A 16,180-nucleotide genomic window follows, 5' to 3' on the forward strand; every position below is an offset into this window, starting at 1 on the left:
CCTAATCCCATTCTTTCAGCTGGTCCAGCAATTCCCGGACACGGTCTTCTGTGAATGGCTGTTTTTCAAATGACGAAACCAATTGCTGCCGCTTTTGGAATTTCTCGAAAAGCTGCAGTTTTGCTTCGTATTCTTCAAGCATCGCTTCTGTCCGGCGGATATTGTCATAAACCGCCTGACGCGTAATGTTATAAGTTTCAGCAATTTCACCTAAGGAATGATCATCTAAATAGTACAGCATCATATAACTGCGCTGCTTTGGCGTCAGCAATTCTTGATAGAAATCAAACAAATAATTCATGCGTGTTGTCTTTTCTAACCCCATCATCGCTGTTCACCCCCACTGACTCTACTGTTTAGAATACTGAAAACCGCAAGTAGCGTCAAGTAATTTTACTTGTCTGCTTCTGCGTTTTCTGTTTCTTCTTCTTTATCCAAGCCTTCGGCAAATAAGCCATATACATATTTCTGAGGGTCAAACGGCTGCAAATCATCCATTTGCTCGCCAAGACCGACAAATTTCACAGGGATGTTCAGCTTGCTGCGAATCGCCAAAACGATTCCGCCTTTTGCCGTCCCATCCAGTTTTGTCAAAACAATACCGGTTACGTCCGTCGCTTCTTTGAACATCTGGGCCTGGATCAAGGCATTTTGGCCAGTTGTGGCATCCAAAGCAAGAAGCACTTCATGAGGAGCTCCCGGAATCTCGCGCGAAATGACGCGGTATACTTTCTCCAGCTCGTTCATCAAGTTCACTTTGTTCTGCAAGCGGCCTGCTGTATCACAGATTAACACATCCACGCCGCGTGATTTGGCAGCTCGGACAGCGTCATACATGACGGCTGCCGGATCGGACCCTTCGCTTTGCTTGATCACGTCAACACCGACGCGCTGCCCCCAAATATCCAATTGTTCGATTGCGCCGGCACGGAACGTATCCCCCGCCGCCAATAGGACCGATTTCCCTTCGTTTTTCAGGCGGTGCGCCAATTTTGCGATGGTCGTCGTTTTGCCGACGCCGTTGACGCCAACAAATAAAATGACCGTCAAATCATCCGCGAATTTGAGTTCATTGATTTCCTCTTCCCCGGCTTGGTAGATTTCCACTAATTTCTCGGAAATGACCGACTGCACAGTGGAAGTATCCTTGACGTTCTTGCGCTGCACTTCAAAGCGCAACTGATCCATCAATTCCATCACGGTATCAAACCCGACATCCGCCTGAAGCAGGATGTCTTCTAATTCTTCGAAGAAATCTTCATCCACTTTGCGGTACTTCGCCACTAAATCATTGATTTTTGAAGTGAAGCCGGTGCGTGTTTTGGTTAAGCCTTCTTTATATTTTTCAGTCGACTCTTCAGCCTCCGGATTTCCTGCAAATTTGTCTTTTAATTTTTTAAAGAAACTCATGTAACCACTCCTTTTATAGTTCTTCCTGCAGTTTAACAGAAACCAATTTTGAAATCCCTGATTCCTGCATCGTGATGCCGTACAAAACGTCTGCGCCTTCCATTGTGCCTTTGCGGTGCGTGATGACAATGAATTGCGTGTCTTCGCTGAATTTCTTCAGATACTGGCTGTAGCGCACAACATTCGACTCATCAAGCGCCGCTTCCACTTCATCGAGCACACAGAACGGCACCGGCCGGACTTTCAAAATCGCAAACAATAAGGCAATCGCTGTAAGAGCCCGTTCCCCGCCTGACAACAGGCTGAGGTTTTGCAGTTTCTTGCCAGGAGGCTGTGCGATGATCTCGATGCCGGTCATCAGCAAATCGTCCGGATCGGTTAAGACAAGATCTGCTGCACCGCCGCCGAACAGCTCCTTGAAGACCCGCTGGAACTGCTGCCGGATTGCATGGAACGTATCATCAAAGCGGCTCGTCATTTCTTCATCCATTTCACTGATGACGGTGCGCAGCGTTTCTTTCGCTTCGTTCAAGTCGTTGCGCTGCTCCGTCAAAAAGCCGTGCCGTTCGGAGACATGTTCGAATTCTTCTATTGCTCCAATATTGACCGGCCCTAATTCCTCAATGGATTGCTTCAATAACTTCACTTTTTTGCGGACAACCGCTTCTTCATCTGCCAATTCATAGGCTTTCGCTTCTTCAAATGTGATTTGATAGTTGGTTTCCAACTGTGCAAGGAAGCTTTGGATTTGGACTTCCACGCGCGTCGATTTCACTTCGCATATGCGGATGGCTTCTACATAACCTTTATATATGCGCTGCATTTCTTTCAATTGTTCTTCCACCGCAGTCATTTCGGCATGGCGCTCCGTGCGTTCCTGCCGCAATTTCTGAGTGGTTTGCTGTTCAAGCACTTTCTTTTCCGTCCATTTAGCGATTTCCTGAATAATTTCTTCATCCGAATAGACTTTCGTCGCCTCTTCCGACTGGATCCATTCTAGCTCTTTTTGAATTTCTTCCAGTTTACGGTCGCTTTTCAGTTTCCGCTCAAGAAGTTCCGATTCGCTCCGCATCAACTGGGCAACACGTTCTTTCATGACAGCCAGCTGGGATTTTTGATCCGACAGCTTGGCCAGAACCAAATCACGCGCCGATTCATTTTGCTGTTTAAACTGCGTCAATTCCTCGATCTGGCGGGAAATGGCATCCAGTTCGCCGCCGATTTCATCAAGGCGCGCAGCCGCTGCTTCTTTTCTTGACACCACTGAAGTCAAATCGAAATCCCGGTTTTTCCGTTCCGCCTGGAAAAGGAGGAAACGGTCTTTCGTCGTTTTCAATACGGCTTCAATTTCTCTTTGCATCATTGTGCGTTCGGATTCCAAGTCGCGGTATTTTTCGCCTTCAGAACGAAGATTGTTTAACCGCTGTTCTGTAGCATGCACTTCGGCTTGTTCTTTTTGGACCGTTTTCTCCGCATTTAAAATCGTTTCCGCCAGTTCTTTCGACTGGGCAATCAATTGCTCAAGCTCTGCTTTACGGGTAAAGAAAGAAGCCTGTGATTTGCTCGCTCCCCCGGTCATCGATCCGCCGGCATTGACTACATCTCCATCCAGCGTAACGACACGGTAACGGTTCATTGTCAATTTCGCAATCGCAGAAGCCCCTTTTAAGTCGGAGGCAATGATGACGTTTCCTAACAGATTTTCAACGATCATGCCATAAGCCGCATCATAGCCCACCAATTCGTATGCCATTTTGACAAATGACGGATGCTTTTCAATCGAAGCAATCGTCTGCCCTGAAATTTTTCTGGATTTCATTACGGTCATCGGCAGGAAAGTCGACCGGCCGGCACGTCTTTTGCGCAAAAATTCAATCGCTTCACGGGCATGCTGTTCCGTTTCTGTCACGATGTGCTGGCTGGCGGCGCCGAGCGCCGTTTCAATGGCCTTCGCAAAGCCTTGTTCAACTTGAACGATTTCCGCTACTGCTCCGACAATTCCATTTAACTGGCGTTTATCGCGAGCAACGAGCACTTCCCGCACCCCTTGGAAAAACCCGGAAAAGTCCGCTTCCAATTCTTGAAGCGTGTCCACGCGGGCGTTTAACTGCTTCTGCGATTGATATGCCTGGAAAAGCATTGATTGCTTTTTATCAAAAGCTTCTTTCATGTCGCGGAAGGATGTTTCCGTTTCTTTGTATTGGTTTCGTTTATCTGCCAGCAACTTTTGGATTTCAACCATTTTCTGGTCCGCTGCAGCTTTTTCCTTCTCAAGCTTAGCGATTTCAGCTGTAAAGTCCGCTTGCTGCACCGCAATCCGGCTGCTGGATGCAGACAATTGCTGCTCCTGCAAGCCGATGTTTTTCAGCTCGTTTCTTACAGTTGCCTGCTCATTCATCAGCTCGATATAAGTCGATTTCTGGCTTTCGATATCGTTGTCGATATCAGCAGGCGTCCGGTTCAGCTGCTCTTCCAGCAATTTAATGCTTTGGCGAATGGAAAGCTGCTCCGCTTTTTGTTCTTCCAGCAAAGCCGATTGTTCCGTGTATTTCTTGTCCAGCAAGTCATTTTCTGCTTTTTCCGCTTCCAGGCTGTCCTGCAATTGCTGCGCTTGGCGGTGCGCATTGCTTTTTTTCTCAGACATCAGCAATTTGCGGCCTTCCCATTTTTCGCTTTCACTGCTGGCTTCCACAAGCTGGTTCTGTGATTTTTCAATCTGCTTATCCAGTTTGGAAAGGATGGCTCGTATGTCTTTGACGGCTACTTCTTTTGCTTCGATTTCTGCCGCCAGCTCTTTTTCTTTTTCTTCATGCGACGCAGTCTCTGAAGACAGCGCTGACAGTTCCGCTTCAAGCGCCGTCAAATCAAACGCCAGCAAAGCAATATCTGCGTCTTTCAATTGTTCATTCATATCAATATAATCTTTTGCCGCTGAAGCCTGGATCTGCAGCGGCTCCATGCGTCCGTCCAGTTCATGCAAAATATCCAGAACCCGGTTTAAGTTTTCATCGGTTTCGTTTAGTTTTACTTCAGCTTTTTTCTTCCGCTGTTTGTATTTCAGCACGCCTGCCGCTTCTTCAAAAATCGAACGGCGTTCATCGGCCTTGCTGTTCAGGATTTCATCCACCCGGCCTTGCGAGATAATGGAAAAAGCTTCTTTTCCAAGGCCCGAGTCCATGAACAAATCCGTGATATCTTTTAACCGGCAGTTTTGCTTGTTTAGCAAATAGGCGCTTTCGCCACTTCGAAAAACCCTCCTCGTTACGCTGATTTCGCTGTAATCGAGAGGGACTCTGCCGTCTGTGTTATCTAAAATTAAAGTTACTTCCGCAAAATTAAGGGGTTTTCGCGAATCGCTGCCCGCAAAAATCACGTCTTCCATTTTTGCGCCCCGCAGGGATTTGGCCGACTGTTCGCCGAGCACCCAGCGGATGGCATCTGTTACATTGCTTTTGCCGCTTCCGTTTGGCCCGACAACAGCCGTTACGCCCGGTACAAAGTCAATGCCGATCCGATCGGCAAATGACTTGAATCCCATGACTTCTAATCGTTTCAAAAACATGTTCTAATCCTCCATTGCTTCCTGCAATTTTTGGATTGCCAGCTGTGCGGCTTGCTGTTCAGCCTCTTTTTTGGAACGGCCATTCCCGATGCCCAGTTCTTGATCAGCCAGCGATACCCGTGTGACAAAAATCCGGCTATGTGCAGGCCCTTTTTCATCAATGATTTCGTAACTTAATACACCATTATTTTTTTGCTGGACCAATTCCTGCAATTGGCTTTTATAATCCATCACATGCGAAAAAGCACCGGTGCCCACTTTTGGAAACAAAACGACTTCCAAAAACTTGACCACTGGATCCATTCCCTGGTCTAAATACAAAGCCCCGATATACGACTCGAAAACGTCTGCGAGAAGCGCCGGACGTGTACGCCCACCCGTTTGTTCTTCGCCTTTTCCGAGCAGGATGTATTTGCCGAAATTAAGTTCATTGGCAAACAGCACAAGCGACGGTTCACAAACGATCGCTGCACGCAGCTTTGTCAATTCGCCTTCGCTCATTTCAGGGTATTTTGCATACAAGAAATGGGATACCGACAACTCCAATACAGCATCTCCCAAAAATTCGAGGCGCTCGTTGTCCGTGTAATGTCTTCTTCGATGCTCATTCACATAAGATGAATGGGTGAAAGCTTGGTATAACAGTGCAGGATTTTTAAATTCGATATTGAGCTCTTTTTGCAGCTGTTCAAAAGCCAAGCGGGCGCTTTCTTTGATTGAACCCGGCTTTTGCGGGTTTGGTTTCTTTTTCATTGCCATTTATAATCTGCCTTCCTTTGACGTTCTTCCTTTGATTTTACCTGTTTTCACTGGATAGTGCAAAAAGAGAATCGGCGCACAGCCGCTTTGGATAAGCGATTGTGCGCCGATTTGTGGTATTAAGTAAACGTAATCGTCAACAACGGCCGCTTTTGCTTTCGTGTTGTCCAGCTCCAGCGCCTGTACAGGCGCTTTCGCTTTTCGTTGCTTACGCTTGTTTCTTTTCGATATAATTCACTGCGTCTCCTACTGTTGCCATACCTTCAGCGTCTTCGTCAGAGATTTCCATATCGAATTCATCTTCAAGTTCCATAACCAATTCAACTACGTCTAATGAATCCGCACCAAGGTCGCCTGTGAATGAAGCTTCAAGTTTAACTTCGCTTTCTTCCACACCTAGACGATCCACGATTACTTTAGTTACGCGCTCTAATACTGTTGCCAATGCCGTCACCTCCCCTCAAATCAGTATACAAAACTTTTTGCTACATGACCATGCCGCCGTCAAGATGAAGCGTTTGACCTGTCATGTACGAAGCTTCATCTGAAGCCAAAAACAGTGCAGCTTTTGCCACTTCTTCGGCTTCCCCGAAACGTCCAAGAGGAATTTGGGCAAGCATTGATTTTTGAATGTCTTCGTTCAATTTGTCTGTCATGTCGGTCGTAATAAACCCGGGCGCGATGGCATTTGCCGTAATCCCGCGGCTTGCAAGTTCACGAGCCGTCGTTTTTGTCAGTCCGATGACGCCGGCTTTTGCTGCCACATAGTTCGCCTGTCCGGCATTGCCCATAACTCCGACAATCGAGGAAATATTGACAATCCGCCCTGAGCGCTGCTTCATCATTTGGCGTGTAACCGCCTTTGTGCAGATAAAGACACCTTTCAGATTGGTATTGATAACATCATCCCACTCATCATCCTTCATACGCATCATTAAATTGTCACGGGTAATACCGGCGTTGTTTATCAGGATGTCGACAGATCCGAAAGCGTTCATTGCTTCGTCCACCATCGCTTTTACCGCTTCTGCATCCGACACATTGGCCTTAACGGCAATCGCTTCTCCGCCACCCGCTTGGATTTCCGCGACTACAGCTTCCGCCTTCTCCTGGCTTCCGCTGTAATTGACGACAATCTTCGCGCCGGCGCCGGCCAATTTGCGGGCGATTTCAGCGCCAATTCCACGCGATGCTCCCGTCACAATGGCTGTTTTCCCTGTTAATGTGGTCATTTTGACAGCTCCTCTACTGCTTTTTCAAAGGATTCCAAATCGTAGACCGGCAAAGTCTGCACCGACCGATCGATTTTCTTCACTAATCCGCTCAGTACTTTGCCCGGACCGACTTCTACAAACACTGTTACGCCTAGGTCAATCATTTCACGGACCGATTGCTCCCAAAGAACCGGGGAATACAATTGGCGCACCAATAGTTCCTGGAACTGGGAAGCGTGCGTTTCGCTTTTCGCCGTTACATTGGTCACCACCGGAATCTCTGCATCTTTCAGAAAAGCGTTGCTTAACACTTGAGCGAGATCCTGGGAAGCCGGGCGCATCAGTTCTGAATGGAACGGACCGCTGACATCCAGGGGAATCGCGCGTTTAGCTCCGCGTTCTTTGGCGAGCGCACATGCTGCTTCGACGCCTGCTTTCGTGCCCGAAATGACGATTTGCCCCGGGCAGTTTAAATTGGCGAGCTGGACGACGCCGGTTGAATCCGTTACTTCATTTGTCACTTTTTCCAGTGTTTCGCTGTCCATGCCAAGGATGGCTGCCATTGCGCCTTCTCCTGCCGGCACGGCTTCGTTCATAAACAACCCCCGTTTATGGACGATGTCGACCGCTTTCTCGAATGGCAGTACACCTGATGCGACCAATGCACTGTATTCACCGAGGCTGTGGCCAGCCGTATAGTCCGGCAGAATTCCTGCACGGTTCAGCCGTTCAGTGATCATCGCGCTTACAGTAAGAAGCGCGGGCTGTGCATGATATGTAAGCGTTAAATTTTCTTGTGGGCCTTCAAGCATCAATTGGGACAAATTAACGCCAAGAGCTTCATCGGCGCCGCTGAAATATTGGCGGCTCTTTTCGTCAGCGAGGAAACTTTCACCCATGCCAATTGTTTGGGAACCTTGTCCTGGATAAATAAACGCAATTTTAGTCATCTGGGTTCTCCTTTTTCAATGTACTGTAAATCGTGCCGGTTACATCATATTCAACCATGGTCCGTGTTTGGCGGATGGCGTTGAACAAGGCGTTTGCATTAGAAGAGCCGTGAGCTTTGATGACCGGTGCTTTCAGTCCGAATAACCCGGCGCCTCCGTACTCGCTGTAATCCAGCATGCCTTTCAGGCCGTTCAAATCGTTTTTCACTAAAAGCGCAGCCACTTTCGTCTTTGTTGATGACATAAAGACATCTTTAATCATTGCAAAGACATTCATTGCGGTGCCTTCAATCGTTTTCAACACCATATTCCCGGTAAAACCATCCGTCACAACAACATCCGCGGCGCCGTTCAGCAAATCACGCGATTCTACGTTGCCGATAAAATTCACCGGCGCCTCTTTCAGCATCGGAAAAGCAGCCTTCGTCAAATCGTTGCCTTTCTTCTCTTCCGTGCCGATGTTCAATAAGCCGACTGTCGGATTTTGGATGCCCCGTACTTTTTCAGCGTAAATGCTGCCCATTACTGCATACTGCACAAGATGTTCCGGCCGCGCTTCGGCGTTTGCGCCCATATCGAGCATGACAAATCCTTTGCCGTCGATTGTCGGCAAGGTTGGAGCCAATGCCGGACGATCTACACCGTCAATGCGCCCAACAACAAATAACCCAGCTGCCATCAGCGCTCCGGTATTGCCTGCAGACACGCAAGCGTCAGCACGCCCGTCTTTGACCGCTTGTGCCATCTGGACCATCGATGCCCCTTTTTTGCGGCGCACTGCCCGGACAGGATCATCCGTTGCTTCGATAATTTCTTCACAATGGATCACATTCAGCCGCTCATGCTGTTTTAAAAAAGGCTGCATTTTTTCCTGGTGGCCATAAAGCTGCACCGACAAATCGCCGAATTCTTCCAGCGCTTTATAAACCCCTTCAATAATCTCTTTCGGGGCATTGTCGCCGCCCATTCCATCTACTGCTATAATCACTTTTCGTCACCTTCACTTTGTTCCGTCATGCGGTACATTTCAAATGTACCGATAAATACAGTCGCCAAATCAACCGATGAAATGACTTTTACGTATGCCCGGTTTTTCTCGGGATTGCGGTCGACTACCAGCGCTTTCGCCACTACCCGCTGGCCGGCTGTCACCGGGCGCAGGAACTGGAGTTCCGACTTAACCGTCAGCGCCAGTTCATCGTTCATCACCGCTACAGCAAGAGAGTTCGCCTGGGCAAATAAATGGTGTCCTCTCGCAATTTGATTGCGCTGGAAAACGTGTTCCGGTTTCACATCGAATATCGAAATGGCCCGTTCATCGAGTTCAATATCTATTATTTCACCGATGACTTCGTCAATCGGCAAAGATTTCACTTCATCTTCAAATGTTTTGACGGCCACATGCTTGATGCGTTCCCGCAACTCCGGAATTCCGAGTTCCATGCGGTCAAGACGGATCGTCTGAACGCTGACATCAAACTTGGTAGACAGCTCATCATCTGTGACAAATGGATTGTCATTGATGGACTCTGTCAACGCGCGCTGCCGCTCTTTTTTTGGTTTTCTCACTCTGTCACCGCCCGCTATTAGCACTTGGTACTAATATGAGTATATAAATAACAAAAAAAGAATGCAAGGATTATCTGAATCCCGCATTCTTAATCGAGCCTTCCTGCAGCAAGCGCCCCTGATTCTTCCAGGTGCTCACGCAGGCATTTGGTTTCTTGGCCTGTCCAAAATTCTTCGCTGTTGACCAATGCTTCTGCGTCCCGTCTGGCAGTTTCCAGCGCCCGATAATCATGGACAAGGTCCGCCATTTTAAATTCCGGCACACCGCTTTGCTTCCGTCCGAAAAAGTCGCCCGGCCCGCGCAGCTGCAAATCTTTCTCAGCCAAAACAAAGCCGTCATTCGTTTCCGTCATGGAAGCCATGCGCTCTTTCCCAATTTCGGTTTTCGGATCCGCCAGCAGCACACAATACGACTGGTCGCTGCCTCGTCCAACCCGGCCCCTCAATTGATGAAGCTGGGATAACCCAAACCGCTCAGCGTCATAAATCAGCATGAACGTCGCATTCGGCACGTTGACGCCGACTTCGACAACCGTAGTGGAAACCAGAACTTCAATCTCGCCTTCTGTGAACGAACGCATCGTCTCTTCTTTTTCGTCAGAGGACAGCCGTCCGTGCATCAGACCGACTGTATGCTTGCCGTGAAAATAAGTTGATAACTGCTGGAACAGATCTACCGCATTCTGGTAATCCAGTTTGTCAGATTCTTCGATCAATGGGCAGATGACATACGCCTGCCGCCCGGCAGCCAGTTCTTTTTCCATGCGGCTGACGATCTTCCCGAACATATCCTTTTTCATCCAGAAGGTTTGAATTTCTTTTCGACCGACCGGCATCTCGTCAATCACGGATACATCCATTTCGCCAAAAGCGGAAATCGCCAATGTACGCGGAATCGGTGTAGCCGTCATGAACAGGACATCCGGATTATACCCTTTGTCTTTCAAAACCCGGCGCTGGTCCACGCCAAAACGGTGCTGTTCATCGGTAATGACCAGTCCAAGCTTTTTAAACCGGACATCCGGCTGAATCAAGGCATGCGTCCCGATCAGAATATCAATTTCGCCAGCCGCCAGCTGTTCCTGGATCAGTTGGCGCTTTTTGCCTTTAACCGATCCGGTCAGCAATGCAATATTCACCGCAAAAGGCTGGAACCATTGCGCCAGTGTATTGGCATGCTGTTCCGCCAGGATTTCGGTCGGCGCCATCAATGCCCCTTGCTGTCCGGCCGTTACAGCCGCATACAACGAAATCGCTGCGACAACGGTTTTCCCGGAGCCCACATCGCCCTGCAGCAGGCGGTTCATGCGGAAAGGCTCTTTTAAATCCCTGCAGATTTCATTGACCACCCGTTTTTGGGCATCGGTCAAATCGAACGGCAAGGTTTCAATAAACTGTTTTAAGCGGTCCAAGTCATAATCGATGAATGACCCGCCTTCTTCTTCACGGGTCTTTTTGCGCAAGGCCTGCATCTTTAATTGGAACATCAAAAGTTCTTCATAAACAAAGCGGCGCCTTGCCTGTTTCAGTGCTTCCCCGTCTGTCGGAAAATGGACCCATTCCAGCGCATCTTCAATGGAAGGCAATTGGTATTTGGTGCGGAATCTTTCGGGCAGACAGTCTTCTATATCGCCTTTTGCCAGATCAAGCGCTTGCCGCATCAGCTTCCGGAAAGTTTTCTGGAAAATGCTCCCTTTCAAACTATAGACCGGTTCAAAGTCGACACCGTCTGTACGCGGACCGATGGTATGGTTGGACACTGTTATGACTTGGCGTCCACGGTCCCATTTTCCGGTCAAGGTCACGACTTCACTTATCCGCAGCTTCGCTTTTACGTAAGGCTGGTTAAAGAAAATCGCTTTGATCAAATGGCGGCCGACCATTACTTGCACGGTCGTACGCGATTTGTTTTTCCCTAAAAAAAGGACGGAAGGTTCGCTTTCGACCCTTCCCTCCACAGTCACCCGTTCGTTATGCGGCGTATCTGCCAAGTCCTTCAGCTGAAAATCTTCATGGCGGTAAGGAAATGTCATGATCAAATCATGGATCGTCTCGATTTTCATTTCCTGTAAAGTTTCAGCTGCTTGTTTTCCTACTCCTTTTAAAACGGAGACAGGATCTTTACTGCCCACTGCCAACCACGGCTCCGCCAAAGATTTTTGCTTCCAGCCATTTTCCGGTTGGAGTAGCGGCAAGTCCGCCTTTTGCCGTTTCTCTTAAAGCGCTCGGCATCGATTGCCCGATTTCGTACATGGCACTGATTACTTCATCGCAAGGAATTCGGCTTGTAACGCCTGCCAAAGCCATATCAGCAGCTACTACTGAGTTTGCCGCCCCCATGGCATTCCGTTTAACGCAAGGCACTTCCACGAGGCCCGCAACTGGATCGCATACCAATCCGAGCATATTTTTCATCGTGATGGCAAATGCTTCAGAACTTTGTTGAGGCGTTCCGCCCGCCATTTCCACGATAGCCGCTGCAGCCATTGCAGCTGCTGAACCGACTTCCGCTTGGCATCCGCCCGCAGCTCCTGAAATCGAGGCATTGTTGGCGACGACAAATCCGAAAGCTCCTGACGTAAACAAATAACGGATCATTTGCTCGCGCGTCGGGTTCAGTTTGTTTTTAACCGCAAACAGTGTGCCAGGCACGACACCGGCAGACCCTGCAGTTGGTGTGGCACAGATCGTCCCCATGGCAGCGTTTACTTCATTCGTCGCAACAGCTTTGCTGACCGCGTCCAGAAGCAAATCTCCCGACAAGGAATTACCGGACTCCATGTATTTTTGCAGGAGTACTGCGTCGCCTCCTGTTAAACCGGAAACTGAATGTACGCCTTTTAAGCCTTTTTCAACCGCTTCCTCCATGACTGTCAAGTTGCGGTCCATCTGTTTCATGACTTCTTCACGCGACCGGTCGGTAATCATGATTTCCTGTTCGATCATAATTTCCGAAATCAGCTTATTTTCCTTCTCAGCGCGTTCAACCAGTTCTCTTACATTGTGAAATAATGGTTCCACTGTATAATCCCCTTTCTCAATCAGCGATCCGCGTCACTTGAGTAATGTTAGGGAGCTCAGCTAGCTCATCCATCACTTCTTTATCGACGTTTTGATCCACTTCTATTACCATAAGCGCCATACGCCCTTTTTCTTTTCGGGAAACTTCCATATGGCCGATATTGATGTCGTATTTGTATAAGCAGTTTGCCACATTGGCAATGCACCCTGAACGGTCATCATGGACCACTAGTATCGCCGGATGTTCCCCTGATAAACGCAGCGGAAAACCGTTCAATTCCGTGATTTCAATTTTCCCCCCGCCAATGGAAATGCCCATCAGCGACATTTCAGAAAGCTCATCGCCAAGAACGATTCTTGCCGTGTTCGGATGTTCCACATGGCCTGTCTCCGGGATGAATTCAAACTCCATGCCCACTTTTTGCGCTTCTTCAAACGAAGTTTTGATGCGCTCATCAAATGTATCATAGTCAAGCAGACCTCCCACAATGGCGACGTCTGTGCTGTGTCCTTTGTATGTTTCGGCAAACGAGCCGTATAAATGGATCTTTGCCCATTTTGGCTGGCGCCCGAATAAATCTCTCGCTACTCTCCCGATACGTGCCGCTCCCGCGGTGTGTGAAGAAGAGGGACCAATCATGACCGGTCCTATGATATCAAAAACAGATTTGAACTTCATTGCCCAAACCCCTTCCCTTCAGTACTTGACTCTCATTTTACATGATATTGCCACAATTAACAAAAATAAAAGGCGCATGCCGGAGCATGCACCTTCAGACTGTAGACAAAGTATAAATGAAATGAATAGAAATGCATAAAACCAACCATCTGGTTGTAGAAGAAAAGTGGCACCCTTTGAGTAGCCTACACGTTAAGGAACCGAAGTGAAAGCCGGCGACTCCAGCGGGATAGCGAAGTGCTGAAATCCACTCGGGACGCCAGTTCCGAGTTAGTTCGGCGCGAGCCCGCGGAACGCGTCCGGCTGAAACGGAGGATCCGACATGTCCGGGCGGATGTTCATTCATCTTTTAAGCATTAAAATTCTTTTATCTACAAGCTCAAGGCGCATGCCGGAGCATGCGCCTTCTGTCTATTATTCAACTGATAAAATATAAGGGTAAAGCGGCTGTTTGCCGTTGTGGATTTCGACTTCCACTTCTTCATTTAATGTTTCAATGAATCCAGCAAGCTTTTCAGCGTCCGCTTCCGTCACATCTTCCCCGTAGAGAATGGTCACGATTTCGGCTTCCTCATCCACCAATTTCTTCACCAATTCTTCTGTCACCCGCTCCAGGCTTGTGTCAGAAATAACGATTTTGCCTTCCGAGATGCCCATAAAGTCATCTTTCTTGATCTCAACACCGTCAATCGCCGTGTCGCGGACTGCAAAGGTTACAGAGCCGGTTTTCACTTGTTTTGAGGCTTGCGTCATTGTTTTATGGTTGTCTTCAACCGTTGCTTCCGGATTGAATGCCAGTAAAGCAGCCATTCCTTGGGGCACATCTTTTGTCGGAACTACGGCCGCTTCAATTTCAAGAAGTTCTGCCGCTTGTTCTGCTGCCATGATGATGTTTTTATTGTTCGGAAGAATCAGTACGCGTTCCGCTTCGATTGATTTGACGGCATTGACAATGTCTTCCGTAGAAGGGTTCATCGTCTGCCCGCCTTCAATGACGTAGGATGCGCCGATGCTGCGCAATAAGTCCGCAATGCCTTCGCCCATAGCTACTGTCACTACAGCGTAAGGATGCTTCGCCGATTCTTTCCGTGCATTTTTGTGGAAGTCTTCCCCTACAATGTCAATGTGCTGCTGGCGCATATTTTCAATTTTCATTGAAATTAAGCTGCCGTAATTTTGGCCATATGTAAGTACTTTTCCAGGCTCTTCGGAGTGGATGTGGATCTTGGCAATTTCATCATCTGAAATGACAAGCAACGAATCGCCATAAGCGCTCAAGTCTGTCCGGAATTCAGCTTCGTTGAATTCTTTTTTGCCTGATTCGAACTTAACCATGAATTCTGTGCAATACCCGAATTCAATATCCGCCGTATCCATGAAACCGGCGATGTTTTTATGGTGCTCTGCACTGACCAGGTCATCCATTGTATTATGGGCATGCTTTTCTGGCAGCGCTTCCCCTTTTAACGATGCCAAAAAGCCTTCATAGACATAAACGAGCCCTTGGCCGCCGCTGTCCACTACGCCGACTTCTTTTAGCACGGGAAGAAGGTCAGGTGTGCGTTCCAATGAAGCTTTGGCTTCTTCTACAACCGCTTCAAACAACACGATAATGTCTTCTTCTGTTTTGGCCAGTTCCATGCCTTTGGCCGCTGCATCTTTTGCTACCGTCAGAATCGTTCCCTCTACCGGCTTCATCACCGCTTTATAAGCTGTTTCAACGCCGTGCTGAAGCGCTTCCGCAAGTTTCGCCGCAGACAGCTCGGATTCATTTGCAATGTACTTGCCGAATCCACGGAATAATTGAGACAAAATAACGCCTGAATTTCCACGCGCGCCCATCAATAATCCTTTAGACAAAGCCCCTGCGGTTTTGCCGACATGCTCTTGTGCATTCGCTTTTGTTTCTTTTGCACCTGATGTCATTGATAAGTTCATATTCGTTCCAGTATCGCCGTCCGGCACTGGAAAAACGTTCAATGCATCAACATAATCCGCGTTTTGGTAAAGATGGTGAGATCCCATTTCCACCATATCCGCGAACTGATTTCCATTTAATGACTTCATAGCCGTTTCTTCCTCCTCATACTACGGGTTCGTGACTCGAACTCCCTGCACGTAAATGTTGACCGCTTTAACTGGCATGCCAAGGGTCTTCGTAATGGTATATTTCACTTTGGATTGCACTTGATAAGCAACTTCAGAAATCTTCGTTCCATAGCTGATAATGACATACATATCAATGATCAAATCTTTATCTTCCTGGCGGACGATGACGCCTTTCGCGAAATTCTCTTTGCGCAAAATATCTGTTAAACCATCTCTGATTTGATGTTTAGTAGCCATTCCTACGATTCCGTAACATTCAATAGCTGCCCCGCCTGCAATCTGAGCGATTACATCATTGGAAATATCGATTTGGCCATATTCGTTTTTCAATTCAATCGACATTAAGAATTCCTCCTTGAGTCCTATTTCACTCTTTTCATTCTACATGAAACCATTATACCTGAAAAGGCGCTGTTTGGGTGTAAAGGCTTTTTTCTTGAAAGACATGCGAAAATTAGTTGCAATGCCTAAATGTCTATGGTAAATTATTAAAGTATGTGAAACGAAAAACGAACTGAAATTCTATTATAATTTTCAGCTTCACTTGTGAGGAGGGACTTACATGCCTAAAGTATGTGCAGTTAGTGGACGCAAAGCTCGTGCAGGAAACAACCGTTCGCACGCGATGAATTCGAGCAAACGTACATGGGGAGCAAACCTTCAAAAAGTTCGTATCCTTGTAGACGGTAAACCGAAACGTGTATGGGTTTCTGCGAGAGCATTGAAATCAGGAAAAGTTGAGCGCGTATAATCGCTCATGAATAATGCCAGGTCTGACATTCGTCGGCCTGGCATTTTTTCATGGTCAGCCAGCAGACTTCTTTAAAAGAAACAGAGCCAGCACTATAATTTCATCATTCTATTAAACTAAAAAAGATTCCGGATTAGACATTCCGGAATCTTTTTT

At 47.8% G+C, this 16,180-nt stretch carries 15 protein-coding genes; 1 reads left to right on the forward strand and 14 read right to left on the reverse strand.

The features are described from left to right. Position 1 precedes the first annotated feature (1 nt). The 14 genes from HU147_RS03370 to HU147_RS03435 form a co-directional block, all read right to left on the reverse strand. Positions 2-325 carry a putative DNA-binding protein gene (locus HU147_RS03370; RefSeq protein ID WP_224075284.1) on the reverse strand — a complete coding sequence of 108 codons (324 nt, stop codon included), beginning with the start codon at positions 323-325 and terminating at the stop codon, positions 2-4. Between the two features lie 68 nt (positions 326-393). Further along, on the reverse strand, positions 394-1,410 hold the full coding sequence (gene ftsY, locus HU147_RS03375) for a signal recognition particle-docking protein FtsY (RefSeq protein ID WP_224074911.1): 1,017 nt from the start codon (positions 1,408-1,410) through the stop codon (positions 394-396). Positions 1,411-1,423: 13 nt separating this feature from the next. Continuing rightward, the gene (gene smc, locus HU147_RS03380; protein ID WP_224074912.1) at positions 1,424-4,972 is read right to left on the reverse strand and encodes a chromosome segregation protein SMC; all 3,549 of its coding nucleotides are present in this window, start codon (positions 4,970-4,972) and stop codon (positions 1,424-1,426) included. 3 nt (positions 4,973-4,975) lie between these two features. After that, positions 4,976-5,731 carry a ribonuclease III gene (gene rnc / locus HU147_RS03385; protein WP_317985484.1) on the reverse strand — a complete coding sequence of 252 codons (756 nt, stop codon included), beginning with the start codon at positions 5,729-5,731 and terminating at the stop codon, positions 4,976-4,978. A gap of 208 nt (positions 5,732-5,939) precedes the next feature. After that, entirely contained in the window at positions 5,940-6,176 is a 237-nt protein-coding gene (gene acpP / locus HU147_RS03390) for an acyl carrier protein (RefSeq protein ID WP_224074914.1), read from the reverse strand. Between the two features lie 40 nt (positions 6,177-6,216). After that, the gene (gene fabG / locus HU147_RS03395; protein ID WP_224074915.1) at positions 6,217-6,963 is read right to left on the reverse strand and encodes a 3-oxoacyl-[acyl-carrier-protein] reductase; all 747 of its coding nucleotides are present in this window, start codon (positions 6,961-6,963) and stop codon (positions 6,217-6,219) included. Further along, on the reverse strand, positions 6,960-7,895 hold the full coding sequence (gene fabD / locus HU147_RS03400) for an ACP S-malonyltransferase (RefSeq protein ID WP_224074916.1): 936 nt from the start codon (positions 7,893-7,895) through the stop codon (positions 6,960-6,962). Before fabD ends, fabG begins: the two co-directional genes overlap by 4 nt. Then, positions 7,888-8,883, reverse strand: coding sequence for a phosphate acyltransferase PlsX (gene plsX / locus HU147_RS03405; RefSeq protein ID WP_224074917.1), 996 nt, complete (start codon positions 8,881-8,883; stop codon positions 7,888-7,890). The genes fabD and plsX overlap by 8 nt, the downstream gene beginning before the upstream one ends. Further along, positions 8,880-9,464 (reverse strand): transcription factor FapR, encoded by a 585-nt coding sequence (gene fapR / locus HU147_RS03410; RefSeq protein ID WP_224074918.1) that lies wholly within the window; start codon positions 9,462-9,464, stop codon positions 8,880-8,882. Before fapR ends, plsX begins: the two co-directional genes overlap by 4 nt. Positions 9,465-9,553: 89 nt before the next feature. Then, complete coding sequence (recG, locus tag HU147_RS03415; protein ID WP_224074919.1) at positions 9,554-11,596, reverse strand: ATP-dependent DNA helicase RecG; 2,043 nt, start codon at positions 11,594-11,596, stop codon at positions 9,554-9,556. Next, positions 11,586-12,485, reverse strand: coding sequence for an L-serine ammonia-lyase, iron-sulfur-dependent, subunit alpha (gene sdaAA, locus HU147_RS03420; RefSeq protein WP_224074920.1), 900 nt, complete (start codon positions 12,483-12,485; stop codon positions 11,586-11,588). The genes recG and sdaAA overlap by 11 nt, the downstream gene beginning before the upstream one ends. Positions 12,486-12,501: 16 nt before the next feature. Further along, positions 12,502-13,164 carry an L-serine ammonia-lyase, iron-sulfur-dependent subunit beta gene (sdaAB, locus tag HU147_RS03425; protein ID WP_224074921.1) on the reverse strand — a complete coding sequence of 221 codons (663 nt, stop codon included), beginning with the start codon at positions 13,162-13,164 and terminating at the stop codon, positions 12,502-12,504. Positions 13,165-13,578: 414 nt separating this feature from the next. After that, positions 13,579-15,231, reverse strand: a complete 1,653-nt coding sequence (locus HU147_RS03430) for a DAK2 domain-containing protein (protein ID WP_224074922.1) — start codon at positions 15,229-15,231, stop codon at positions 13,579-13,581. A 21-nt stretch (positions 15,232-15,252) separates the two neighbouring features. Next, entirely contained in the window at positions 15,253-15,615 is a 363-nt protein-coding gene (locus tag HU147_RS03435; protein ID WP_036806763.1) for an Asp23/Gls24 family envelope stress response protein, read from the reverse strand. A 220-nt stretch (positions 15,616-15,835) separates the two neighbouring features. On the opposite strand from HU147_RS03435, the gene rpmB reads away from it, so the two are divergent. Then, positions 15,836-16,024, forward strand: coding sequence for a 50S ribosomal protein L28 (gene rpmB / locus HU147_RS03440; RefSeq protein WP_036806766.1), 189 nt, complete (start codon positions 15,836-15,838; stop codon positions 16,022-16,024). Positions 16,025-16,180 lie beyond the last annotated feature (156 nt).

Source organism: Planococcus chinensis, assembly GCF_020071995.1.
GTDB classification, from domain to species: domain Bacteria; phylum Bacillota; class Bacilli; order Bacillales_A; family Planococcaceae; genus Planococcus; species Planococcus chinensis_A.